Raw genomic sequence first — 24912 nt, forward strand, 5'->3', positions numbered from 1 at the left:
CCCGGTGCGCCGTGCACCGGGACCGCCCGACGGGGTCAGGTGCGCTGGGGGACGGCGCCCGGGACCGCCGGCACGGTCCGGACAGGGACCGGCGGGCTCGGGCCCGGACCGGGGAACGGCCGCTGCGGGGCACGGCACGGTCCGCCGGGCCCTACGAGGCGTCCGGGGTCGGCAGCGCCTCCAGGAGCGGGCCGAGCCGGGTCGTCCGCTGCCGGTCAGGGACCTCGGCCACCGCACGCGGCAGGGCCTGGTCCACGCCGTGCACCACGGAGAGGTGCCGCTCCCCCCGGCTGAACGCCGTGTAGACCCACGGCCTGCTGAGCCCCTGCGCGGCGTCGCCGGGCAGCACGACGACCGCCGCGGGCCACCGCATCCCGGCCGCCTGGTGGGCACTCAGCGCCCAGCCGTGGCGCACGGAGGCCTCCACCCGGTCCTGCGGGACGACGACGGAGACGCCCGCGCAGTCCAGGTGCAGGCCCTCGGCGTCGGCCGACACGACCGCCCCGGGGACCGCCCGGCCCGGTGCCGGGACGTGCACCACGCGGTCGCCTGGATCGAAACCGCCGAACCGGCCCGGCCCCGGATTGAGCCGCTGCTTCAGCGCCGCGTTGAGCGCCTTCGTGCCCGCGGAGCCGCCGTGGCCGACCGTGATCACCTGGGTGTCCGACGCGGGGACGCCGAGGGCGCGCGGCACCGAGTCGGCCACCAGCTGCACCGTGCGGTGGACGGCCTCGCCGGCGTCCCGGACGGGCACGATCACCACTTCCCTGCCGGGCGCCTCGACCTGGGCGAGCTCGCCGATGCCGATGCCGGAGACCAGCTCGCCGATCGGCCCGGGATCGGGCGTGCGCGAGACCACGTGCGGGCAGGCGCGCGACGCGATGACGTCGGCGAACACCCGGCCCGCCCCGGCCGATCCGAGCACGCCCGGGTCGCCGCTCAGGACCAGCCGCGTCCCGTCGGCCAGCGACTCCACCAGCATCGCCGCCGTCTCCACGTCGAGCTGCGGGGCGTCCAGCACCACCAGCACGTCGAGGGCGAACGCGCCGTCCGCGTCCCGGCCGGGCCCGGCCTCGCCGGAGAGCAGGGCGGAGAGGGTGACGGCGGCCTCCGGGTCGCCGACGGCGGCGGCCAGCCTGCGCTGCCCGTCGGGGCTGTGGGCGGTCCCCAGGGCCCGCAGACCGAGGCCGCGCGCCGCGGCGACCAGGGCGGCGGGCTCCGCACGGGCGGTCTCCCCGCCGCTGTGCACCACCAGGCCCGCGGACGCCGCCGCCCGGATCAGCTCGCCCGCCGAGGCGGACGGCGCGGCCGCGGCGGCCTCCGTCCAGTCGGTGCCCTTCTCGCAGGAGTTGACCAGGCGTGCCAGACCGTCCGCGAGGCTCTCCTCGGCGAGGGCGTACCGGTCGAGGCCGAGCAGGACCCGCACCGGCTCCTCGTCGTCCGCAGCTCCGTCCCCGGGCTCCCGGCCCGCTGCGCTGTCTTCGCCCGCCTCGCCCTCCTCAGGGGCCGGCTCCGTCTCCCCGGTCCCCTGCGCCTCCGCGGCGTCGAGACCGTCCTGGAAGACCAGCACGACCCCCTCGGCCACGGCGTGCTCGACGGCCCCGGCCGGGTCGGTGACCGCGAAGCCGGACAGCGCCTTCCGCACCTCGTCGGCGTCCAGCGCGGTGTGCCCGCGCAGCGCCGCCTGTTCCAGCAGCCGGCCCACCAGCGCCGCCGTGCGCCGCTCGTCGTCGGGGCCGCACTCCGCGCCCAGCAGCGCCCGCGCGAAGCCGTCCGCCTGCTCCGGGCGCACCCCCGGCAGGGACAGCAGCTGCCACGGGTCCTCCCGGAGGAGCGCGGCGGCCCCCTCGCCGAGCGTGGCCGCGGCCGGGCGCGCCAGCGCCTCGGGTGCCCCGCCCTCGGCGAGGACCGCGGCGACCGAGGCGGCGGCCTCGGAGGACACGACCCGCGGGGCGGGCCGCTCGGGGGCCCGGGACACCGGTGCGGCCGGCGCGGCGGATGCCGCCCGGCGGGGGGCGGGCGGCGACGCGGGCGAGTCGAAGAAGGCGGTGCCCGGCTTCTCGCCGCTCTCCACCGCGCGGACCGCCGCCAGCAGATCGGCCGCCGGGCCGCTCAGCTTCGCACCGGCCGCGATCGGCCCCTCCTTCCCGGCCTTGCGCTCCTCGATCCGCCTGCGCAGCTCGCGCTGCGCGGCCAGTTCCGCCTCGGCCTCCGACAGGGCGGGCGCGGCGGCCGCCGCGGAATCCCCCACCGGACCGTCCGCGCCCTTGGTGTCCCCGGTGTCCCCGGTGTCCTGGGCGGCGTCCCCGGCGCTCCCCGAGCCCCGGTCGCCTCCCGGCCCGTCCTCGGTGCTCCCGGAGCGCTCGCTGCCCTCCGGGCCTTCCCCGCCGCTCCCCGAGTCCTGGCCGCTCCCCGGAGCTCCCTCGGCCTCCGGACCGTCGCCGGTGTCCTCCGGGCCCCCGGCGCCGTGCTCCGCCCCCTGCGCGGCGTGCTCCGCCCCCTGCGCGCTCCCCGCGCCGGCGTCGTCGGGTGCGCCGGGCGTGCCGGTGCCCCGGCCGCCGGTGTCCTCGCCGGGCTCGTGGTCCTCGGCCGCGGGGTCCGGGGCTTCTCCCCGGGGATGCGCAGTCACAGCGTGCTCCAGTCCTGGTCCGGATAGCGGTGCACGGGCGCCGACACGTCGTCGAGCGCCTGGCAGATCTCGTCAGGAAGACTAAGCGTCTCCACCGACAACGCCTCGTCCAGCTGCCGCGCGTTGCGCGCCCCGACGACCGGAGCCACCACCCCGGGCCGGTCCCGCACCCAGGCGAGCGCGACCTGGAGGGGCGTCACGGCGAGACCGTCGGCCGCCGTGGCCACCGCGTCCACGATCCTGCCCGACGCCTCGTCGAGGTACGCCTCCACGAGCGGGGCCAGCTGCTCGGAGGCCCCGCGCGAACCGGACGGCGTGCCGGTGCGGTACTTGCCGGTCAGCACCCCGCGCCCCAGCGGGGAGGACGGCAGCAGGCCCACCCCCAGGTCCAGCGCCGCCGGAAGCACCTCCCGCTCGACGCCGCGCTGCAACAGCGAGTACTCCATCTGTGTGCACGCCAGCCGGGTGCGCAGCCCGGGCGCGGCGAGCTGCCAGGTGGCCGCCTTGGCCAGCTGCCAGCCGCTGAAGTCGGCCACCCCGGCGTACCGGACGCGCCCCGAGGAGACGGCCAGGTCGAGGGCCTGCAGGGTCTCCTCCAGCGGCGTCCCCGAGTCGAAGGCGTGCACCTGCCACAGGTCGACGTGGTCCGTGCCCAGCCGTTCCAGGGACGCGTCGAGCGCGGCGAGCAGGTGCCCGCGCGACCCGTCGACGCGGCGGCAGGGATCGGGCACGCTGCCCGCCTTGGTGGCGATGACCAGATCCCGCCGGGGCACCAGCGTGTCCAGGAAGCGCCCCAGGACGTGCTCCGCCTCCCCGCCGCCGTACACGTCGGCGGTGTCGACGAGGGTGCCGCCCGCGTCCCAGAAGGCCTTGAGCTGGTCGGCGGCGTCGTGTTCGTCGGTGTCACGGCCCCAGGTGAGCGTGCCCAGCCCGATCCGGGACACACGAAGGCCGGTACGGCCGAGATACCTCTGCTCCATGGGCGCCGAGATTACTGGCCACGGCCCCACGGGGTGGAGGCCTGTGGACAACCGGCGTCCTCCCGGGCGAGCCTGCCGGATTCCCGCACCCCGCGCTAGAGTCCCCGGCACAGGAACGTTACTGATCAGTAGAGGGAGTGTGGGTATGCGGCTCGGCATCAATCTCGGTTACTGGGGTGCGGGCATGGACGGCGACAACCTCGCCGTCGCCCAGGAGGCCGACCGGCTCGGCTACGACGTCTGCTGGGCCGCCGAGGCGTACGGCTCCGACGTGCCGACCGTGCTCGCCTGGGTCGCCGCCCGGACCGAGTCCATCGACGTGGGCTCCGCGATCATGCAGATCCCGGCCCGGCAGCCCGCCATGACGGCGATGACCGCGGCCACCCTCGACTCGCTGTCCGGCGGCCGCTTCCGCCTGGGCCTCGGCGTCTCGGGCCCCCAGGTCTCCGAGGGCTGGTACGGCGTCAAGTTCGACAAGCCGCTGGCCCGCACCCGCGAGTACGTCGAGATCGTGCGGCGGGCGATGTCCCGCGAGCGGCTGTCCTACGACGGCGAGCACTGGACCCTGCCGCTGCCCGACGGCCCCGGCAAGCCCATCAAGCTGACCGTCCACCCGCAGCGCGAGCACATCCCGCTCTACATCGCCGCGATCGGCCCGAAGAACCTGGAGCAGACCGGCGAGATCGCCGACGGCGCGCTGCTGATCTTCCCCTCCGCCGGCCACCTGGAGGAGACCGCCATCAAGCACCTGCGGGCCGGGCGCGAGAAGGCCGGGAAGACGATGGACGGCTTCGACGTCTGTCCCACCCTGCCCCTGGCGATCGGCGAGGACATCAACGGCCTGGCCGACATGTTCCGCCCGTACACCGCGCTCTACGTCGGCGGCATGGGCAGCCGCAAGCAGAACTTCTACAACCAGCTCGCCCGGCGCATGGGCTACGAGAAGGAGGCCGCCGAGATCCAGGACGCCTACCTGGCCGGCGACAAGGCCGGCGCGGCGGCCGCCGTCCCGCACCAGCTCATCGACGACACCACGCTGCTCGGCCCGGTCGAGCGGATCGCCGAGCGGATGCAGGCGTACGCGGCGGTGGGCGTCACGACCCTGACCCTCGCCCCGGCGGGCTTCACGCTGGACGAGCGGCTCGCGGCCCTGCGCGCCGGCATCGACGCCCTGGAGCGCTCCGGCCTCGCCGCCTGAGGGCTGTCCCGTAATCCCCGGTGGATCAGCGCGCGGCGTCAGATGCGGTGCATCGCAAGGCGGAGGGACGTCCGCATACTGGATGTACTCGGGCGTTCCGACAACGCAGCGAGGTGCCGTAGCTGTCGTCGCGCGCCCGCCAGGGATTACGGGACAGCACTTAGCGGTCGGGCCCGGCGCTACGGCCGTGGTGGGGGCTCGGGGGGTCCTCCCCGCCACGGCCGTCACCGGGTGCAACGCGCGAGGGCGCCGCCGGGTTACGCCCCGCCGCCTCCAGGGACGCGGCCCGGGGGGAGGCCCGCGGCCGGGTGCCGCCCGATCGGCCCCGCCCGCGCCCCGTCCGTGTTGCCTACCCGCGCGTACCGGAATTGACTGTCGCTCTGCGGACACCGGTGCGAAAGGTGGCAGTGATGCTCTCGGCAAAGAGTCTGTTCCAGGAGATCCTCGACGACGACGAGGCGTTCCGGCTGTTCTGCTCGATCGCCGCAGGCGGAGAGGCGCAGGGCGGCTGGGAGAACGGCCGCATCGCCGCCCTCGTCCCGCCCGCCCTGCGGGAACTGGCGCCCAAGGTCGCCCGGCACGGCGCCGACGAGGACAAGCACGGCCGGATCTTCAACGCCCTGCTCAAGCAGCGCGGCCTCCAGCCCGTGGCGGTGCCCTACGAGACCGACTACACCCTGCTGCTGGAGCGCCGGGGCATCGGCCTCGCCCACGACCGGCTGAGCCGCGAGGACCCCCTCACCGAGCGGGAGGTGATCGTCTACCTGGCCCACAGCCGGGTCACCGAGCAGCGTGCCTCCGAACAGATGCGGCTCCTGCTCAAGCACTTCGCCGAGCATCCCGTCCTCGGCCGGGCCGTCCGGATGATCTCGCGGGACGAGGACCACCACCTCGCCTACTGCCACGAGGAACTGCTGCGCTTCGCCCGGGCCGGACACGGCCGGACCATCCAGTCCGTGCTGCGCGAGTGCGCCCGTGCCGAGATCCTGGTGTACCGCGACGTCAGCCTCGCCGTGATGCGCCACATGGGCCGCGTGCTCGACTGGCCGCGCCCCAAGGCCGCCGCGCTGGCCGCGGGCATCCACGCGCTGTACGCCTACGAGCGGCTGGCGGGCTGGCGCCGCATGGTGCGCCTGGAGCAGCCCGTCCTGCGGGACGCGCTGGGCGGCCCGGCGCTGCCCGAGACCGAGTACGCCTGAGCCGCCGTCCGCCCTACATCCAGCCGCGGCGCTTGAACAGGCGGTACAGGCCGACGACCGCCAGGCCCATCAGCACGATCACCGCCGGATAGGTCCACGTCCAGTCCAGCTCCGGCATGTGCCGGAAGTTCATCCCGTAGATCCCGGCCACCATGGTCGGGACGGCGGCCATCGCGGCCCACGCCGAGATCTTCCGCATGTCGTCGTTCTGCCGCACGCCCACCTGGGCCAGATGGGCCGCCAGGATGTCCGAGAGCAGCCGGTCGAGCCCCTCGACGTGCTCGACGGCACGCGTCAGGTGGTCGTTCACGTCCCGGAAGAACGGCTGGGACCCGGCGTCGACGAAGGGCACGCCCGCGCTCGACAGCCGTGCCATCGGCGCGCCCAGCGGATTGGTCGCCCGGCGGAACTCCAGCACCTGCCGTTTGAAGGTGTAGATGCGCGCCGCCGTGTTCGAGGAGTCCGCGGACCCGGCCGGGGCGAAGACCTGGGCCTCCAGCTCCTCCAGGTCGATCTGGAGCTCGGCGGCCACCTCGATGTAGTGGTCCACCACCGCGTCGCTGACCGCGTACAGCACCGAGGTCGGCCCGTGCCGCAGGACGTCCGGCTCGGCCTCCAGACGGCTGCGCACCGCCGCGAGGGGCGCACCCTCGCCGTGCCGCACCGTCACCACGAAGGAGTCCCCTATGAACAGCATCAGCTCGCCGGCGCTCACGGTGTCGCTCTCCGGCTCGTAGACCACCGGCTTGATCACCACGAACAGCGAGTCGTCGTAGATCTCCAGCTTGGGCCGCTGGTGCGCGCGCAGGGCGTCCTCGACCGCGAGCGGATGCAGCGCGAACTCGCTGCTGACGAGGGCGAACTCCTTCTCCGTCGGTTCGTGCAGCCCGATCCAGACGAAGGCGTCCCCGGTGGCACGGGCCTCGTCGAGGGCGTCGGAGAAGTCGGCGGGCCCTTCTGTCCGGCGTCCGTCCCGGTAAATTCCGCAGTCCACGATCACCCGCGCATTCTTCCCTGCCGCGATGCCTTCACGCACCTCTACGCTGGCAGGTATGCCCACGCTCATCCTCGTACGCCACGGACGCTCGACCGCCAACACCTCCGGAGTGCTCGCGGGCCGTACCCCCGGCGTCTCCCTCGACGAACGCGGTGCCGCACAGGCCGCCGCCCTGCCCGGCCGGCTCTCGGCCCTGACCTTCGCGGCGGCCGTCAGCAGCCCGCTGCAGCGCTGCCGCGAGACCCTCCGGCCGCTGCTGGAGGCCCGGCCCGGCCTCGCCCTGCACACCGAGGACCGCATCAGCGAGTGCGACTACGGGGACTGGTCGGGGCGCAAGCTCGCCGAGCTCTCCGACGAGCCGCTGATGCGGATCGTCCAGCAGCACCCCTCCGCCGCCGCCTTCCCCGGCGGTGAGTCCATGCGGGCCATGCAGGCCCGGGCCGTCGAAGCCGTACGGGACTGGAACGCCCGGATCGAGGCGGAGCACGGCGAGGACGCGGCGTACGTGATGTGCTCGCACGGCGACATCATCAAGGCCCTGGTCGCCGACGCGCTCGGCATGCACCTCGACCTCTTCCAGCGCATCCAGGCCGATCCGTGTTCCGTCACCGCGATCCGCTACACCCGGCTGCGGCCCTTCCTCCTCCGGCTCGGCGACACCGGCGACTTCGCGTCGCTGGCACCGCGGGAACAGGCCATCGAAGCCGACGCGGCGGGGGACACGGCGACGGATGCGGCCGTCGGGGGCGGCGCTGGGGCGCCGTGATCGCTCAGCGCAGTAGGGTGGACGCGCCGTAGAGCCCCCGGGGGACCTCTCGCAGGGCCCGGGGCCGACCCATCCGCCATCACTTTCTCAAGGGAGCAGGACGTGTCCCGTCAGGTGTTCCTCTACGACCCGCCGGACCGTTTCGTGGCCGGCACGGTCGGGCTGCCTGGCCGCCGTACGTTTTTCCTGCAGGCGTCCTCGCGTGGCCGGGTCACGAGCGTGGCCCTGGAGAAGACGCAGGTCGCCGCGTTGGCCGAACGGATCGACGAGCTCCTCGACGAGGTCGTCCGGCGGACCGGCGGCAACTCACCGGTGCCCGCCGTGGCGCCCATGGAGGTCGCCGACACCGCGCCGCTGGACGCCCCCGTCGAGGAGGAGTTCAGGGTCGGCACGATGGCGCTCGCCTGGGACGGCGAGGAACAGCGCATGATCGTCGAGGCGCAGGCGCTCGTCGAACTCGACGCCGACTCCGAGGACGACCTCGCGGAGGCCGAGGAAAGGCTTCTTCAGGACGAGGAGAACGGCCCGCCGATGCTGCGGGTCCGGCTGAGCGGGGCCCAGGCCCGCGCGTTCGCCAAGCGCGCGCTCGACGTCGTGAACGCGGGCCGCCCGCCCTGCCCGCTGTGCAGCCTCCCCCTCGATCCGGAAGGACACGTATGCCCGCGCCAGAACGGATACCGTCGCGGGGCCTGACGGAGGCCGGGCTGCGCACCCTGCTCACCGAGGGGGAGCTCACGGTCCTCGGCCGCGTCCGGGGCGCGTCGAACGCGGTGCTGTACTGCACGATCGCCCACCGGGGCGAGGAGCGGACCTGCGTCTACAAGCCGGTCGCCGGTGAGCAGCCGCTGTGGGACTTCCCCGACGGCACCCTCGCGCAGCGCGAGGTCGCCGCGTACGAGATCTCCGAGGCCACCGGCTGGGGCCTGGTGCCGCCCACGGTGCTGCGGGAGGGCCCGTACGGCGAGGGGATGTGCCAGCTGTGGATCGAGGCGGATCCGGAGACGGAGGCCGGGTCCGCCGACGGGCTGCCGCCGCTGCTCGCCCTCGTCGAGGACGAGGAGCCGGGCGAGGGCTGGAAGGCCGTCGGGCTCGCCGAGGTGGGGGAGGGCAGGACCGCCCTCCTGGTGCACGCCGACGACCCCCGTCTGCGCCGGCTCGCCGTGCTGGACGCGGTGATCAACAACGGTGACCGCAAGGGCGGCCACCTGCTGCCCGCCCCCGGCGGCCGGCTGTACGGCATCGACCACGGGGTGACGTTCCACACCGACGACAAGCTCCGGACGCTGCTCTGGGGGTGGGCGGGCGAATCCCTGACCCCCGAGGCGGCCGGGGTGCTCGACCGGCTGTCCGCCGCTCTGGAACCGGGTGCCGGGCTCGCCACCCGGTTGGGCGAACTGATCACGACGGCGGAACTCGACGCCCTGCGCGGCCGGGTGGCGGCCCTCCGCGCCTCCGGGCGGCACCCCCAGCCGAGCGGGGACTGGCCCCCCATCCCGTGGCCGCCCGTGTGACGCCACGGCTCCGGCACCGGCCGGATCCGTCCGGCGGCGCGCGCCGCGCACGGCCCGATGACGGGTCCCAGGACAGGACCGCCGGCCGCGCAAGAGCGCCTCTTCGGCCATGATCCGCCATCCGGTTCGTATCCGGAAGCATCGTCCGGTTACGCTCATGACATGCATGCCTGGCCCGCTTCTGAGGTCCCCGCCCTGCCTGGCAAGGGCCGCGACCTTCGGATCCACGACACCGCGACCGGCGGACGGATCACCCTTGACCCCGGTCCCGTCGCCCGCATCTACGTCTGCGGCATCACGCCGTACGACGCGACCCACATGGGTCATGCGGCGACCTACAACGCGTTCGACCTCGTCCAGCGCGTGTGGCTCGACACCAAGCGGCAGGTCCACTACGTCCAGAACGTGACCGACGTGGACGATCCGCTGCTGGAGCGGGCCGTGCGCGACGGCGAGGACTGGACCGAGCTCGCGGAGCGCGAGACGGCACTCTTCCGGGAGGACATGACCGCCCTGCGCATGCTTCCCCCGAAGCACTACATCGGGGCGGTCGAGGCGATACCCGGCATCGTCCCGCTCGTGGAGCGCCTCCGGGACGCGGGCGCCGCCTACGAGCTCGACGGCGACGTGTACTTCTCCGTCGAGAGCGACCCGCACTTCGGCGAGGTCTCCGGCCTCGACGCCGAGGCCATGCGGCTGCTCTCCGCCGAGCGCGGCGGGGACCCCGAGCGCCCCGGCAAGAAGAACCCGCTCGACCCGATGCTCTGGATGGCCGCCCGTGAGGGCGAGCCGAGCTGGGACGGCGGCTCCCTCGGCCGCGGCCGGCCCGGCTGGCACATCGAGTGCGTCGCCATCGCCCTGGACCACCTCGGCATGACCTTCGACGTGCAGGGCGGCGGCTCCGACCTGGCCTTCCCGCACCACGAGATGGGCGCCTCGCACGCCCAGGTGCTGACCGGCGAGCACCCGTTCGCCCGCGCCTACGTGCACGCCGGGATGGTCGCCCTCGACGGCGAGAAGATGTCCAAGTCCAAGGGCAACCTGGTCTTCGTGTCGGCGCTGCGCCGGGCCGACGTGGACCCCGCCGCGATCCGGCTCGCCCTGCTCGCGCACCACTACAGGTCCGACTGGGAGTGGACCGACCAGGTGCTCGCCGACGCGGTCGAGCGCCTCGCCCGGTGGCGCGCCGCCGTCTCCCGTCCCGACGGCATCTCCGCCGACGCCCTGGTCGAGGAGGTGCGGGAGGCCCTGGCCGACGACCTGGACACCCCGGCCGCCCTCGCCGCCGTGGACCGCTGGGCCGAGCGGCAGACCTCCGCCGGAGGTACGGACGAGGGCGCGCCCGGCCTCGTCTCGCGCACCGTCGACGCCCTGCTGGGCGTCGCGCTGTGACACCCGGCCGCCCGGGAACACCGCCCGGGCCGTGACACCGGACGCACCGCGGCCCCGGACCTCACGAGGTCCGGGGCCGCGGTGCGTCCGCGGCGAGGTCAGCCGTCCGGGGTGCCCTCGTCCGGACCGGCGGGGGGCGGGTCCTCGGGCGGGTCGCCGCCGTCGCCCTTGGGCCGGCCCTTCTCCGGGCGCTGCGGCTTCGGCGGCCGGTTACGGCCCCCGGAGGTGTCCCGCAGGTAGGGCATGTCACCGCTCTCCGTGGCGTGACCGCCCGGCCCCTGCCCGGGACCCCCGGGGTCCCTGCGACGCAGGTAGCGCTCGAACTCGCGGGCGATGGCCTCACCGGACGCCTCGGGCAGCTCGGCGGTGTCCCGCGCCTCCTCCAGCGTCTGCACGTACTCCGCGACCTCGCTGTCCTCGGCCGCCAGCTGGTCGACGCCGAGCTGCCAGGCACGGGCGTCCTCGGGCAGCTCGCCCAGCGGGATGCGCAGACCCAGCAGGTCCTCCAGGCGGTTCAGGAGCGCCAGCGTCGCCTTCGGGTTGGGCGGCTGCGACACGTAGTGCGGGACCGCGGCCCAGAGGCTGACCGCCGGCACCCCGGCGTGCGTACAGGCCTCCTGGAGGATGCCCACGATGCCGGTCGGGCCCTCGTACCGGGTCTCCTCCAGGTCCATGGTCCTCGCCAGGTCCGGATCCGAGGTGACGCCGCTGACCGGCACCGGCCGGGTGTGCGGGGTGTCGCCGAGCAGCGCCCCCAGGACGACCACCATCTCGACGCCCAGCTCGTGGGCGAAGCCCAGGATCTCGTTGCAGTACGAACGCCAGCGCATGGAGGGTTCGATGCCGCGGATCAGCACCAGGTCGCGTGGCTTCTCGCCGCCGACCCTGACCACCGACAGCCGGGTGGTGGGCCAGGTGATCCTGCGCGTCCCGCCCTCCATCCACACCGTGGGCCGATTGACCTGGAAGTCGTAGTAGTCCTCGGCGTCGAGCGCCGCGAAGACCTCGCCCTTCCACTCCCGGTCCAGATGCGCGACCGCTGTGGAGGCGGCGTCCCCGGCGTCGTTCCAGCCCTCGAACGCGGCCACCATGACCGGGTCGATCAGCTCGGGTACCCCCTCGAGCTCGATCACCCAGGCCTCCTTCCGAAGTTCCCTTGTGTACGCACCAACCTTACGGCGTGCACCCTCCTCCGACGCAGCCCGTTTGCGTGCGGAGAGGAACCGTGCAGTCCCCCCGGTCCGTCCGAGCCGTGCCGCGCGGCGGGGAGCACGACCCGTGCCGCCCCTCGGGCCGCGGCCTCCCGCGGAGGCCGTGCACCGGACGACCGCCCGGAGACCCGACGGTGTTCCGCCGCGGGCGGACATGCGTCCGACCGGCACCGGCCCGGAGGGCGACGGCACCCCGGACCCGGCCCCGGAACGGCCGGAAGGCTCCGACTCAGTGAACCCCAGGCCCTCCGCATCGGCGCCGGGACATCGCCGGCACGGGCGAACGCGCCCGCTCCGTACGGTCCTTGCCGCGTCCGGGAACCGGCTGAGGCCCCCGCGACGTACACGGGCACGCCGTGCGATCCTGCTGCCGCCTCGATCGCCGCACACCGCTGTCCGCAGGGCCTCCTACCGCAGGCCCGCCCCTCACCCGAGGAGACCGGCCGATGACCGCCACGCAGGAGTTCGACGGACTGTCCGCCCTGGTGACGGGAGGGGCGTCCGGCATCGGGGCGGCGGTGGCGCGCCGGTTGCTCGGCCTGGGCGCGCGCGTCGCGGTGCTCGACCTCCATCCGGAGGGGGCGCCCGAGGGGACCCTCGCGCTGCGGGCCGACGTGACGGACGACGACGCCGTACGGGGCGCGGTCGAGCGCGCCGCCGCGGAGCTGGGCGGTCTCCACACCCTGGTCTCCAACGCGGGGACCGGGGCGGTCGGCACCGTCGAGGACAACGCCGACGAGGAGTGGACCCGCGTCCTGGACGTCAACGTGCTCGGCATGGTCCGCACCGCCCGCCACGCACTGCCCCACCTGCGCCGCGCCGCCGCCGTGCGGCCGGGCGCCGTGTCGATCACCCAGACCTGCTCCGTCGCCGCCACCGCCGGGCTTCCGCAGCGCGCCCTCTACAGCGCGAGCAAGGGGGCGGTGCTCTCCCTCACCCTGGCGATGGCGGCCGACCACGTCCGTGAGGGGATCAGGGTCAACTGCGTCAACCCCGGCACCGCGGACACCCCGTGGATCGGGCGGCTGCTCGACCGGGCCGAGGACCCGGTCGCCGAACGTGCCGCGCTGGACGCCCGCCAGCCGCTGGGACGGCTGGTGTCCGCCGAGGAGGTGGCCGCCGCCGTCGTCTACCTCGCGAGCCCGGCGGCCGCGTCCGTCACCGGCACCGCGCTCGCCGTCGACGGGGGCATGCAGGGCCTGCGCCTCCGGCCCGCCCCCGCACCGGGCTGAGCGGCGCCTCCACCGGGGGCGCGGGCCCCGGTGCGTCGGGCCGGGCGGCGGACGCGCCCCGTCCGGCCCGCGCGAAAGGCGGCAGGGGCGGCCTCCCCACCGGGAGACCGCCCCTGCCGCCGGGTGCGCCGCGTGCCGTCAGCTGCCGTCGGCCAGCATGCCCTCGACCCGCGCCCGGATGTCGTCCGTCGCCAGGCCGCGGATCGTCAGCGTGGTGCGGCGGCGCAGCACGTCGTCCGCCGTCTCGGCCCACTCGCGGTCGCGCGCGTACGCCACCTGCGCCCAGATCTCCGGGGCGTCGGGGTGGATGCGCTCGGCCAGTGCCGGGTCCTCGTTCGCCAGCCGCGCGATGTCGAAGGACAGCGAGCCGTAGTGGGTCGCCAGGTGCCGCGCGGTGTCGGCGGACATCCGCGGCCCCGGCGTACCGCCGTCGACCAGCAGCCGGTGCGCGACCGCGTTCGGGTTGGCGATACCGGGCAGCGGCAGCTTCCTGGGCAGCCGCGCCATCGGCTCCATGTCCTCGCCGAGCGGCTGCCCGGGCAGCTCGGCCAGCTTGTTCATCACCGTGCGGCCGATGTGGCGGAACGTCGTCCACTTGCCGCCCGCGATCGACAGCATCCCGCCGCGGCCCTCGGTCACCACCGTCTCGCGCTTGGCCTTCGAGGTGTCACCGGGACCGCCGGGGAGCACCCGGAGCCCCGCGAAGGAGTAGGTGATCAGATCGCGGGACAGCTGCTGGTCCCGGACCGAGAACGTCGCCTCGTCGAGGATCTGCGCCGTGTCCTTCTCGGTGACCGCGACGTCGGCCGGGTCGCCCTCGTACTCCTCGTCGGTCGTCCCCAGCAGGAGCATGTCCTCCCACGGCAGGGCGAACGTGATCCGGTACTTGTCGATCGGGGTCGCCAGCGCGGCCTTCCAGGGCCGGGTGCGCTTCAGGACGAGGTGCGCGCCCTTGGAGAGGCGGATGGACGGGGCCGCGGCCGGGTCCTCCAGCTTCCGCAGGTGGTCGACCCACGGGCCGGTGGCGTTCAGCACGAGACGGGCGTCGATGCCGAACTCCGTGCCGTCCTGACGGTCCTCCAGCTCGGCCCCGGTGACCCGGCCCCTGGTGAACCGCAGGCCGGTGACCGCCGCGTGGTTGAGGACCACGGCGCCGGCGTCGACCGCCGCGCGGACGGTCATCAGCGCCATCCGGGCGTCGTTCATCTGGTCGTCGCCGTAGACCGCGACGGCCTTGAGGTTGTCCGTGCGCAGCTCCGGCACGTCCCGCCGCGCGCGGGCCGGGCTGATCACGTGGCCGACGCCGTCACCGAACGCGGACAGCGCCGAGTACGCGAAGACGCCCGCGCCGAGCTTGGCCGCGCCGTGCGGACCGCCCTTGTAGACGGGCAGGTAGAAGGTGAGCGGGTTGGCGAGGTGCGGGGCGACCTGGCGGGACACCGCGCGCCGCTCGAAGTGGTTCTCCGCGACCAGCTTCACCGCTCCGGTCTGCAGGTAGCGCAGACCGCCGTGCAGCAGCTTGGAGGAGGCGGAGGAGGTGGCGCCGGCGAAGTCACCGGCGTCCACCAGGGCCACCCGCAGCCCGGACTGCGCGGCATGCCAGGCCGTGGAGATGCCCAGGATGCCGCCGCCGATCACCAGGAGGTCGTACGTCGCCTTGGACAGCTGCTCCCGGGTCTCGGCGCGGCTCGGGAGGGAGCCGGAGGCCGGATGCGTCCCGAGGGCGGGGACGCTCTGCAGGGTGGTCATGTCGATGTGCTCCTCAGCTCTCTTCGTCCTCGATCCAGCCCATGGTCCGTTCGACGGCCTTGAGCCAGCTCTTGTACTCGCGGTCGCGGGTGTCCGCGTCCATGCGGGGTGTCCACTCGGCGGCACGGCGCCAGTTGGCGCGCAGCGCGTCGGTGTCCGGCCAGAAGCCGACGGCGAGGCCGGCGGCGTAGGCGGCGCCGAGGCAGGTCGTCTCGGCGACCATGGGGCGCACCACGGGCGCGTCCAGGAAGTCGGAGAGGGTCTGCATCAGCAGGTTGTTGGAGGTCATGCCGCCGTCGACCTTGAGCGCGGCCAGTTCGACGCCGGAGTCCTTGGTCATGGCGTCGCTGATCTCGCGGGTCTGCCAGGCGGTGGCCTCGAGCACGGCACGGGCGATGTGCGCCTTGGTGACGTACCGGGTGAGACCGGCGATCACCCCGCGGGCGTCGGGACGCCAGTACGGGGCGAACAGGCCGGAGAACGCGGGCACGAAGTACGCGCCGCCGTTGTCCTCGACGGAGGAGGCGAGCGTCTCGATCTCGGCCGCGGACTTGATCAGGCCCATCTGGTCGCGCATCCACTGGACCAGCGAACCGGTGACGGCGATGGACCCTTCGAGGGCGTACACCGGCTTCTGGTCGCCGATCCGGTAACCGACGGTCGTCAGCAGTCCGTTGTACGAGTTCACCGGGGTGTGCCCGGTGTTCATCAGCATGAAGGTGCCGGTGCCGTACGTGGACTTGGCCTCGCCCTGCGCGAAACAGGTCTGGCCGAACAGCGCGGCCTGCTGGTCGCCGAGCGCGGAGGCCACCGGGACGCCGTCGAGGACGCCGCCCTTGGCGTTTCCGTAGACCTCGGCGGAGGACCGGATCTCGGGCAGGACGGAGGGCGGGATCTCCAGGGACTGGACGATCTTGTCGTCCCACTGCATCGTGTGCAGGTTCATCAGGAGGGTGCGCGAGGCGTTGGTGACGTCGGTGACGTGGACGCCGCCGTCGGTGCCGCCGGTCAGGTTCCAGATGACCCAGGAGTCCATGGTGCCGAAGAGGATGTCGCCCCGCTCGGCCCGCTCGCGCAGCCCCTCGACGTTGTCGAGCAGCCAGCGGACCTTCGGGCCGGCGAAGTACGAGGCCAGCGGCAGGCCGGTCTCGCGGCGGAAGCGGTCCTGGCCGACGTTGCGGCCGAGCTCCTTGCAGAGCGCGTCGGTGCGGGTGTCCTGCCAGACGAGGGCGTTGTGGACGGGCTCACCGGTGTTCTTGTCCCAGAGCAGCGTGGTCTCGCGCTGGTTGGTGATGCCGATCGCCTTGACGTCGGCGGCGGTGATGCCGGCCTTGACGACCGCCCCGGCGACGACCTCCTGGACGTTCTCCCAGATCTCGGCGGCGTCGTGCTCGACCCAGCCGGGCTTGGGGAAGATCTGCTCGTGCTCCTTCTGGTCGACCGAGACGATCCGGCCGTCCTTGTCGAAGACGATGCAGCGGCTGGACGTGGTGCCCTGGTCGATGGCCGCGATGAACGGGCCGGTGGTGTGTGCGTCGGTCACGGTTGGCTCCCGGAGGTCTGTGTGAGGTGCGGGTGTGGCTCAGGCGAAGGCGAGGTTGTAGAGCCCGCCGGCGAGTGCGGCCCCGATGAGCGGTCCTACCACCGGTACCCAGGCGTAGCCCCAGTCCGACCCGCCCTTGTTCGGAAGCGGCAGCAACGCGTGCACGATGCGGGGTCCGAGGTCGCGCACCGGGTTGATCGCGTAGCCGGTCGGACCGCCGAGCGACAGACCGATCCCGACGACCACCAGTGCGGTGATCAGGACACCGAGGGCACCGAGGCCGTTGCCGTCGTCGTTGAGGCCCTGCGTGAGGATCGCCAGGACGAGCACGAACGTGGCGATGATCTCCGTGACGACGTTCTGCACCCCGTTGCGGATCTCCGGGCCGGTGGTGAAGACGCCGAGGACGGGGCCCGCCTTCGGAGCCGCCGACCGGTCGACCATGCCGTCGTCGGCCGACAGGTCCTTCACGACCTCGGGGTCGGTGAGGTGCGCGTGGAACTGCCCGTAGTAGACGGCCCAGACGAGCACCGCGCCGAGGATCGCGCCGAACAGCTCGGACGCGAGGTACAGCGGCACGTCGCTCCACGCGGTGCCGCCCTGGATCGCCAGGCCGATCGTGACCGCCGGGTTGAGGTGGGCACCGGACACGCCGGAGGCTATGTAGGCGCCGGTCAGCACGGCGAAGCCCCACCCGAAGGTGATGGCCAGCCAGCCGGCGTTGTGCGCCTTGGAACGCCTGAGCGTCACGGCGGCACAGACACCGCCGCCGAGCAGTACGAGTACGGCGGTACCGATGGTCTCGCCGATGAAGATGTCGGAGCTGGACACCCGTGACTCCTTTGTCCTTCGTCCAGGGGAAGGCGAAACACCGGGTCCCTCCGGTGGATCGCACCCGAGGTGGGTACTCGTTCGGTACGGGCACTCACCTGTAGGGCTTGACCGGCCCTCGGCACTGTCACACTCTAACGCGTATTGCCGTTATGTGTTCGGCAATGCCGACCGGTGAACGGCAATGTTTCTCCCCGATGAAGAGTGCGTCAAGGGGTCTGTGACGCGCGACTCGATCGTTACCGGCGCCGGGGCGCCACCACCGGCGCGGCGCCGGGGCTCAGAAGCGGCCGGCGCCCAGGTCGCGGGAGACCGCGCGGGCGCAGTCCCGCACGGCCGCGACGAGTTCCGGCCGCAGCTCGCCGCCCGCGCAGACCCGCTCCACCGCGCCCGTCACGGCCACCGCGCCGACCGGCATCCTGCGCCGGTCGTGGATGGGGGCGGCCGCGGCCGCGACGCCCTCCCAGGTCTCCTCCACGTCGGCCGCCCAGCCCTGGGCCCGGATCAGGTCGAGCAGCGACTCGAACTCCTCCTCGCCGGTGACCGTGCGCGGGGTGAAGGACCGCAGCTCCGACTCGACGGCCTCGCTGTGCGCGACCGGGTCGTAGGCCGCGATGACCTTGCCCAGGGCGGTGGAGTGCAGCGGCTGCATGGCGCCGACCTCCAGCACCTGGCGGCTGTCGTCCGGCCGGAAGACGTGGTGGACGATCAGGACGCCGCGCTGGTGCAGGACGCCCAGGTGGACGCTCTCGCCGCTGGAGCGGGCCAGGTCGTCGGTCCACACCAGGGCGCGGGCCCGCAGCTCGTGCACGTCGAGGTAGCTGTTGCCCAGGCGCAGCAGCTCGGCGCCCAGCTGGTAGCGGCCCGACGCGGGGTCCTGCTCGACGAAGCCCTCGTGCTGGAGGGTGCGCAGGATGCCGTGCGCGGTGCCCTTGGCCAGGTCCAGCGACGACGCGATGTCGGACAGGCCGAGCCGGCGCTCGCCGCCCGCCAGCAGGCGCAGCATCGCCGCCGCCCGCTCCAGCGACTGGATGTTCTTGGCCATCGCGCCGTACTCCTCCACCTCGGTTCGACAATGCTGAACACTATCGGTCGATGCCGACCTGTGTCCGGTGGCGCGAAGATTATGCGCCACGCGCCGAGGAAGGCCGTCACGGGAAATCCCCCGCACAGCATGCAGTCCGCCCCGTGGGACACGGCGACCGGCCCGGGCGGGTCCCCGCTACGCTGGGCCGCGTGCCCCCTCCCCAGAAGGGCGCAAAGCCGACAGCCGTCGCATCCCAGGGAGAACATCCATGGCCTCGTCGCCGACCCCTTCAGCTGACAGCCGGACCCGAGCGGCAGCGCTCCGCGAGGCACTCGCCACCCGGGTGGTGGTGGCCGACGGCGCCATGGGCACCATGCTGCAGGCCCAGGACCCCACGCTCGAGGACTTCGAGAACCTCGAAGGCTGCAACGAGATCCTCAACGTCACCCGCCCCGACATCGTCCGCTCGGTCCACGAGGAGTACTTCGCGGTCGGCGTGGACTGCGTCGAGACGAACACGTTCGGGGCCAACGCCTCCGCCCTGGGCGAGTACGACATCCCGGCGCGGATCCACGAGCTGTCCGAGGCCGGCGCCCGCATCGCCCGGGAGGCCGCCGACCGGGCCACCGCGTCCACCGGACAGCAGCGCTGGGTGCTCGGCTCCATCGGCCCCGGCACCAAGCTGCCGACCCTGGGGCACGCCCCGTACACGGTCCTGCGCGACGGCTTCCAGCAGAACGCCGAGGGACTGATCGCCGGCGGCGCCGACGCGCTCATCATCGAGACCACCCAGGACCTGCTGCAGACCAAGGCCGCCGTCCTGGGCGCCCGCCGCGCCCTGGAGGCCATGGGCAGCGACCTCCTGGTGCTGTGCTCGCTCGCCTTCGAGACGACCGGCACCATGCTGCTCGGCTCCGAGATCGGGGCCGCGCTGACCGCCCTCGAACCCCTCGGCGTCGACATGATCGGCCTGAACTGCTCGACCGGCCCCGCCGAGATGAGCGAGCACCTGCGCTACCTCACGCGCCACTCCCGCATCCCGCTGCTCTGCATGCCGAACGCCGGGCTGCCGGTCCTCACCAAGGACGGGGCGCACTTCCCGCTCGACGCCGAGGGCCTGGCCGACGCCCAGGAGACCTTCGTCCAGGAGTACGGCCTCTCCCTCGTCGGCGGCTGCTGCGGCACGACGCCGGAACACCTGCGGCAGCTCGTCGAACGGGTCCGCGGCGCCGCCCTCTCGCCCCGCGACCCCCGCCCCGAGCCGGGCGCCGCCTCGCTCTACCAGACCGTCCCGTTCCGGCAGGACACCTCGTACCTCGCGATCGGCGAGCGCACGAACGCCAACGGGTCCAAGAAGTTCCGCGAGGCCATGCTCGACGCCCGCTGGGACGACTGCGTGGAGATGGCGCGCGACCAGATCCGCGAGGGCGCGCACATGCTCGACCTGTGCGTCGACTACGTGGGCCGCGACGGCGTCGCCGACATGGAGGAGCTGGCCGGCCGCTTCGCCACCGCCTCCACCCTGCCGGTGGTCCTCGACTCCACCGAGGTGCCCGTGCTGCGCGCCGGCCTGGAGAAGCTGGGCGGCCGGGCCGTGCTGAACTCCGTCAACTACGAGGACGGCGACGGCCCCGAGTCCCGGTTCGCGAAGGTCGCCGGGCTGGCCGCCGAACACGGCGCCGCGCTGATCGCGCTGACCATCGACGAGGAGGGCCAGGCCCGCACCGTCGAGCACAAGGTGGCCATCGCCGAGCGGCTCATCGACGACCTCACCGCCAACTGGGGCATCCACGAGTCGGACATCCTCATCGACTGCCTGACCTTCACCATCTGTACCGGCCAGGAGGAGTCCCGCAAGGACGGGATCGCCACCATCGGGGCCATCCGCGAGCTGAAGCGGCGCCGCCCCGAGGTCCAGACCACGCTCGGCCTGTCCAACATCTCCTTCGGGCTGAACCCCGCCGCCCGTGTCGTGCTGAACTCCGTCTTCCTGGACGAGTGCGTGAAGGCGGGCCTGGACTCCGCGATCGTGCACGCCTCCAAGATCCTGCCGATCGCCCGGCTGGAGGAGGAGCAGGTCAAGGTCGCCCTCGACCTCATCCACGACCGCCGGGAGGAGGGCTACGACCCGCTCCAGCGGCTCATGGAGCTCTTCGAGGGCGTCAACATGAAGTCGATGAAGCAGGGCAAGGCCGAGGAGCTCCTCGGCCTGCCGCTGGACGAGCGGCTCCAGCGGCGCATCATCGACGGCGAGAAGAACGGCCTGGAGGCGGACCTCGACGAGGCCCTGCTGACCACGCCGGCACTGGAGATCGTCAACGACACCCTGCTGGCCGGCATGAAGGTCGTGGGCGAGCTGTTCGGCTCCGGCCAGATGCAGCTGCCCTTCGTGCTCCAGTCCGCCGAGGTCATGAAGTCGGCGGTGGCCCACCTCGAACCGCACATGGAGAAGACCGACGCCGACGGCAAGGGCACCATCGTGCTGGCCACGGTCCGCGGCGACGTCCACGACATCGGCAAGAACCTCGTCGACATCATCCTCTCCAACAACGGCTTCAACGTCGTCAACCTGGGCATCAAGCAGCCCGTCTCCGCGATCCTGGACGCCGCCGAGGAGCACCGCGCCGACGTCATCGGCATGTCGGGCCTCCTGGTGAAGTCCACCGTGATCATGAAGGAGAACCTGGAGGAGCTGAACCAGCGCAAGCTGGCGGCCGACTACCCGGTCATCCTCGGCGGGGCCGCTCTGACCCGGGCCTACGTCGAGCAGGACCTCCACGAGATCTACGAGGGCGAGGTGCGCTACGCCCGCGACGCCTTCGAGGGCCTCCGGCTGATGGACGCCCTCGTCGCCGTCAAGCGCGGCGTTCCCGGCGCCGCCCTGCCCGAGCTCAAGCAGCGCAGGGTGCCCAAGCGGGACACCCCGGCCGAGGAGGCCCCGGAGCCCGAGGCCGGCGTGCGCTCCGACGTCTCCGTCACCAACCCGGTCCCGGAGCCGCCCTTCTGGGGCACCCGGGTCGTCAAGGGCATCCAGCTCAAGGAGTACGCCTCCTGGCTGGACGAGGGCGCCCTCTTCAAGGGGCAGTGGGGCCTCAAGCAGGCCCGGGCCGGCGACGGCCCGACCTACGAGGAGCTGGTGGAGCGCGAGGGCCGTCCGCACCTGCGCGGCTGGCTCGACAAGCTGCACACCGAGAACCTGCTGGAGGCCGCCGTCGTCTACGGCTACTTCCCCTGCGTCTCCAAGGGCGACGACCTGATCCTGCTGCACGAGGACGGCTCCGAGCGCACCCGCTTCACCTTCCCGCGCCAGCGCCGCGGCCGCCGCCTCTGCCTCGCGGACTTCTTCCGTCCCGAGGAGTCGGGGGAGACCGACGTGATCGGACTCCAGGTCGTCACCGTCGGCTCGAAGATCGGCGGGGCCACCGCCGAGCTCTTCGAGTCGAACTCCTACCGCGACTACCTGGAGCTGCACGGGCTGTCCGTGCAGCTGGCCGAGGCGCTCGCCGAGTACTGGCACGCCCGGGTGCGCAGCGAGCTCGGGTTCGCCGGCGAGGACCCCTCCGAGGTCGAGGACATGTTCGCGCTCAAGTACCGCGGCGCGCGCTTCTCCCTCGGCTACGGCGCCTGCCCCGACCTGGAGGACCGGGCGAAGATCGCCGCCCTCCTGGAGCCCGAGCGGATCGGGGTGAAGCTCTCCGAGGAGTTCCAGCTGCACCCCGAGCAGTCCACGGACGCGATCGTCATCCACCACCCGGAGGCGAAGTACTTCAACGCACGGTAGGCCGGAGTTCGACGCGCGGTCATCCGCCCGTCCGCGCGCGGCGTGCCCCGGCGTCGTAGAATGGTCGGTCCAGTACAGGCCGGTCGCCGTTCCCACGGGAACGCGGCCGGCCTTCTCGTCCCTCATGGAGGTGTGCCGGATGACCAGTACGGTCCCCGCGTCCCTGACCCGCACGGCAGAAGGGTCGGCGCTCCAAGCGGTCCTGCTCGACATGGACGGCACCCTGGTCGACACCGAGGGCTTCTGGTGGGACGTGGAGGTCGAGGTCTTCGCGGACCTCGGCCACCGGCTGGACGAGGCCTGGCGCGACGTGGTCGTCGGCGGGCCGATGACCCGCAGCGCCGGCTACCTCGTCGAGGTCACCGGCGCGGACATCACCCTGGACGAACTCACGGTGCTGCTCAACGACCGCTTCGAGAAGCGCATCGGACAGGGCGTGCGGCTGATGCCGGGCGCTGCCCGGCTGCTCGCCGAACTGGCCGCCCACGAGGTGCCCACCGCCCTGGTCTCCGCCTCGCACCGGCGGATCATCGACCGGGTCCTGGACTCGGTCGGCCGTCACCACTTCGCGCTCACCGTCGCCGGTGACGAGGTCAACCGCACCAAGCCCCACCCCGAGCCCTACCTCGCGGCGGCGGCGGGCTTCGGGGCCGATCCCCGGCGCTGCGCGGTCGTCGAGGACACCGCGACGGGCGTCGCCGCGGCCGAGGCGGCGGGCTGCCGCGTCGTCGCCGTGCCCTCCGTGGCGGAGATCGCCCCCGCGCCGGGCAGAGCGGTCGTCCCCTCCCTGGAGCACGTGGATCTGGCCTTCCTGCGGGGTCTCGTCGCGGACGAGTGACGGACCGGGGCCGCCGGGGGCGCACGGCCGGCCGGCGGCCCGGGAACGGCCGTGAGCGCGGGTGCCTCCGGCTCCCGCGTACCGCCCGCACCGGGTTCATGCCTGCGTGTTCGACGGGTCGGGCGTGACGTTCCTCACTCGACAAGGGGGTCCACAGCGCTCCCGGGCGGATCACCCGTCCGTTTTCGCCACCCATACGTCCGGTTTCGAACAGACGTGTACGAAACATTCCCGACCCCGGTGGGGACAACCCGTCATGGGTGATCACCGAGTGGATACGGGACGGCTCCACACGGGTGAAGTCTCCTTGCGGTGCCTACTAATCTCGGTTTTCTCACATGCCGGAATGAGGGAGAACGTCCAGATGAACCGCAAGACGCTGGTGCTGCCGGCCGTAGTGGGCCTGCTCGCACCCGTGCTCGCCGCCTGCGGCGGGTCGGACGACGGGAGCGATGCCATCGTGGTCGGGACGACGGACCAGTTCATCGCCTCCCAGGACAACCCTGCCCCGCTCGACCCGGCCATCGGCTACGAAGCGGGCGTGTGGAACCTGCTCCGCCAGACCGTGCAGACCCTGACGCACATCCCGCGCGGCGGCGGCGAGCCGGTCCCGGAGGCGGCCCAGAGCTGCACCTTCACGGACACGGAGAACGAGAGCTACCGCTGCACCCTGCGCGACGGCCTCACCTTCGCCGACGGCACGCCCGTCACCCCCGAGGACGTGAAGTACTCGATCCAGCGGGTCCTCGACATCAAGGACGAGAGCGGCCCGGTCGGCCTGCTCGCCAACATCGACACGATCGAGACCAAGGGCGAAAGGGAGGTCGTCTTCCACCTGAAGACCCCGGACGCCACCTTCCCGTACAAGCTCGCCACGCCCGCCGCCGGCATCGTGCAGAAGGACAAGTACGGCGCGAAGACCCCGCGTGAGGGCTTCGAGGTCGACGGGTCCGGCCCGTACACCATGAAGTCCGAGGTCAAGAACAACCAGATCGTCAAGGTCGTCTACACCAAGAACCCGAAGTACAAGGGCGACCTGAAGATCCGCAACAACAAGGTCGAACTGAGGCTCTTCCCCGACGCCGCCGCCATGGGGAAGGCGCTGGACGACAAGAAGATCGACATGATGACCCGCAACATGTCGCCCGAGCAGGCCCAGGACATGCTGGCGAAGCCCAAGGACGGCATCAAGCTCACCGAGATACCCGGCCTGGCCATCAGCTACCTCGCGTTCAACACCGAGGACCCGGCGGTCGAGGACAAGGCCGTGCGCCAGGCCATGGCCCAGGTCATCGACCGCGGCGCCATCGCCAACAAGGTGTACGGCAGCACGGCCGAGCCGCTCTACTCGCTGATCCCGTCCGGCATCACCAGCCACACCAACTCGTTCTTCAACAAGTACGGCGAGCCGAACGTCGCCGAGGCCGGGCGGACCCTGCAGCGGGCGGGCATCAACACCCCGGTGAAGTTCACCCTGCACTACACGACCGACCACTACGGCCCGGCCACCAAGTCGGAGTTCGAGACCCTCGCGAAGCAGCTCAACGCGTCCGGTCTCTTCGAGGTCGACATCAAGGGCACCCCCTGGGACAAGTTCCGCCCCGCGCAGAAGAAGGGCGAGTACGCGGTCTTCGGGATGGGCTGGTTCCCCGACTTCCCGGACCCGGACACCTACATCGCGCCGTTCCTCGACGCCAACAACTTCCTCAACTCGCCCTACCGGTCGACCGAGGCGCAGAAGTCGCTCATCCCGCAGTCCCGCCGCGAGGCGGACCGCAGCGCCGCGACACCGGCCTTCGAGAAGCTCCAGGACATCGTCGCCACCGACGTGCCCGTGCTCCCCGTCTGGCAGGGCAAGCAGTACGTCGCCTCGCAGGACGAGCTGTCCGGCGTGGAGTACGCCGTCAACTCCTCGGCCGACCTCCAGCTCTGGGAGCTCGGACGCGGCAGCGTCTGACCGGCGGCTCCGCACGAACCGGCGCGGGGGCGGGGGGCGCGGCCGCCGCCCGCCCCCGGGAGCGGGCCGCG

General features: G+C 72.9%; 18 protein-coding genes. 10 read left to right on the forward strand and 8 right to left on the reverse strand.

Features of this window, described 5'->3' with window-relative positions; translation table 11 throughout:
* Positions 1-151: 151 nt before the first annotated feature.
* Positions 152-2629, reverse strand: a complete 2478-nt coding sequence (locus ABZ172_RS10765) for an ATP-dependent RecD-like DNA helicase (protein ID WP_356882403.1) — start codon at positions 2627-2629, stop codon at positions 152-154.
* The gene (locus ABZ172_RS10770) at positions 2626-3609 is read right to left on the reverse strand and encodes an aldo/keto reductase (protein ID WP_356882405.1); all 984 of its coding nucleotides are present in this window, start codon (positions 3607-3609) and stop codon (positions 2626-2628) included. Before ABZ172_RS10770 ends, ABZ172_RS10765 begins: the two co-directional genes overlap by 4 nt.
* 145 nt (positions 3610-3754) lie before the next feature.
* Here ABZ172_RS10770 and ABZ172_RS10775 point away from each other — a divergent pair, with 145 nt between their 5' ends.
* Positions 3755-4807, forward strand: a complete 1053-nt coding sequence (locus ABZ172_RS10775; RefSeq protein WP_356882407.1) for an LLM class F420-dependent oxidoreductase — start codon at positions 3755-3757, stop codon at positions 4805-4807.
* A 410-nt stretch (positions 4808-5217) separates the two neighbouring features.
* A complete protein-coding gene (locus ABZ172_RS10780; protein ID WP_356882409.1) occupies positions 5218-6006 on the forward strand; it encodes a ferritin-like domain-containing protein in 789 nt (262 codons plus the stop codon).
* Between the two features lie 13 nt (positions 6007-6019).
* On the opposite strand, the gene corA is transcribed toward ABZ172_RS10780, so the two are convergent.
* The gene (gene corA, locus ABZ172_RS10785; protein ID WP_356882411.1) at positions 6020-7006 is read right to left on the reverse strand and encodes a magnesium/cobalt transporter CorA; all 987 of its coding nucleotides are present in this window, start codon (positions 7004-7006) and stop codon (positions 6020-6022) included.
* 52 nt (positions 7007-7058) lie between these two features.
* Here corA and ABZ172_RS10790 point away from each other — a divergent pair, with 52 nt between their 5' ends.
* The 4 genes from ABZ172_RS10790 to mshC all read left to right on the forward strand — a co-directional run bounded on the left by ABZ172_RS10790 (position 7059) and on the right by mshC (position 10672).
* Positions 7059-7769, forward strand: a complete 711-nt coding sequence (locus tag ABZ172_RS10790; RefSeq protein ID WP_356882414.1) for a histidine phosphatase family protein — start codon at positions 7059-7061, stop codon at positions 7767-7769.
* Between the two features lie 102 nt (positions 7770-7871).
* Positions 7872-8462 carry a DUF3090 domain-containing protein gene (locus ABZ172_RS10795; RefSeq protein WP_356882416.1) on the forward strand — a complete coding sequence of 197 codons (591 nt, stop codon included), beginning with the start codon at positions 7872-7874 and terminating at the stop codon, positions 8460-8462.
* Positions 8426-9280: an SCO1664 family protein gene (locus tag ABZ172_RS10800; protein WP_356882418.1), complete on the forward strand. Its 855-nt coding sequence runs from the start codon at positions 8426-8428 to the stop codon at positions 9278-9280. The genes ABZ172_RS10795 and ABZ172_RS10800 overlap by 37 nt, the downstream gene beginning before the upstream one ends.
* Before the next feature lie 162 nt (positions 9281-9442).
* Positions 9443-10672 (forward strand): cysteine--1-D-myo-inosityl 2-amino-2-deoxy-alpha-D-glucopyranoside ligase, encoded by a 1230-nt coding sequence (gene mshC / locus ABZ172_RS10805; protein ID WP_356882420.1) that lies wholly within the window; start codon positions 9443-9445, stop codon positions 10670-10672.
* A gap of 98 nt (positions 10673-10770) precedes the next feature.
* Here the strand turns inward: mshC and ABZ172_RS10810 are convergent, their stop codons facing one another.
* Entirely contained in the window at positions 10771-11805 is a 1035-nt protein-coding gene (locus ABZ172_RS10810) for a PAC2 family protein (protein WP_356882422.1), read from the reverse strand.
* 524 nt (positions 11806-12329) lie between these two features.
* Here ABZ172_RS10810 and ABZ172_RS10815 point away from each other — a divergent pair.
* Positions 12330-13115: an SDR family oxidoreductase gene (locus ABZ172_RS10815; protein ID WP_356882424.1), complete on the forward strand. Its 786-nt coding sequence runs from the start codon at positions 12330-12332 to the stop codon at positions 13113-13115.
* Positions 13116-13253: 138 nt separating this feature from the next.
* Here ABZ172_RS10815 and ABZ172_RS10820 read toward each other — a convergent pair whose 3' ends face one another.
* The 4 genes from ABZ172_RS10820 to ABZ172_RS10835 form a co-directional block, all read right to left on the reverse strand.
* On the reverse strand, positions 13254-14864 hold the full coding sequence (locus ABZ172_RS10820) for a glycerol-3-phosphate dehydrogenase/oxidase (protein ID WP_356882426.1): 1611 nt from the start codon (positions 14862-14864) through the stop codon (positions 13254-13256).
* A 13-nt stretch (positions 14865-14877) separates the two neighbouring features.
* Complete coding sequence (gene glpK / locus ABZ172_RS10825) at positions 14878-16407, reverse strand: glycerol kinase GlpK (RefSeq protein ID WP_356882428.1); 1530 nt, start codon at positions 16405-16407, stop codon at positions 14878-14880.
* A gap of 39 nt (positions 16408-16446) precedes the next feature.
* The gene (locus ABZ172_RS10830) at positions 16447-17238 is read right to left on the reverse strand and encodes an MIP/aquaporin family protein (RefSeq protein ID WP_356882430.1); all 792 of its coding nucleotides are present in this window, start codon (positions 17236-17238) and stop codon (positions 16447-16449) included.
* 280 nt (positions 17239-17518) lie between these two features.
* On the reverse strand, positions 17519-18283 hold the full coding sequence (locus ABZ172_RS10835) for an IclR family transcriptional regulator (protein ID WP_356882432.1): 765 nt from the start codon (positions 18281-18283) through the stop codon (positions 17519-17521).
* 250 nt (positions 18284-18533) lie between these two features.
* Here ABZ172_RS10835 and metH point away from each other — a divergent pair, with 250 nt between their 5' ends.
* The 3 genes from metH (at position 18534) to ABZ172_RS10850 (ending at position 24841) form a co-directional block, all read left to right on the forward strand.
* Positions 18534-22046, forward strand: coding sequence for a methionine synthase (gene metH, locus ABZ172_RS10840; protein WP_356882434.1), 3513 nt, complete (start codon positions 18534-18536; stop codon positions 22044-22046).
* A 139-nt stretch (positions 22047-22185) separates the two neighbouring features.
* On the forward strand, positions 22186-22884 hold the full coding sequence (locus tag ABZ172_RS10845) for an HAD family phosphatase (RefSeq protein ID WP_356882436.1): 699 nt from the start codon (positions 22186-22188) through the stop codon (positions 22882-22884).
* A gap of 364 nt (positions 22885-23248) precedes the next feature.
* Positions 23249-24841 (forward strand): ABC transporter substrate-binding protein, encoded by a 1593-nt coding sequence (locus tag ABZ172_RS10850; protein WP_356882454.1) that lies wholly within the window; start codon positions 23249-23251, stop codon positions 24839-24841.
* Positions 24842-24912: the final 71 nt, after the last annotated feature.

This window comes from Streptomyces sp. NPDC006296 (genome assembly GCF_040613235.1).
Taxonomy (GTDB): Bacteria; Actinomycetota; Actinomycetes; order Streptomycetales; family Streptomycetaceae; genus Streptomyces.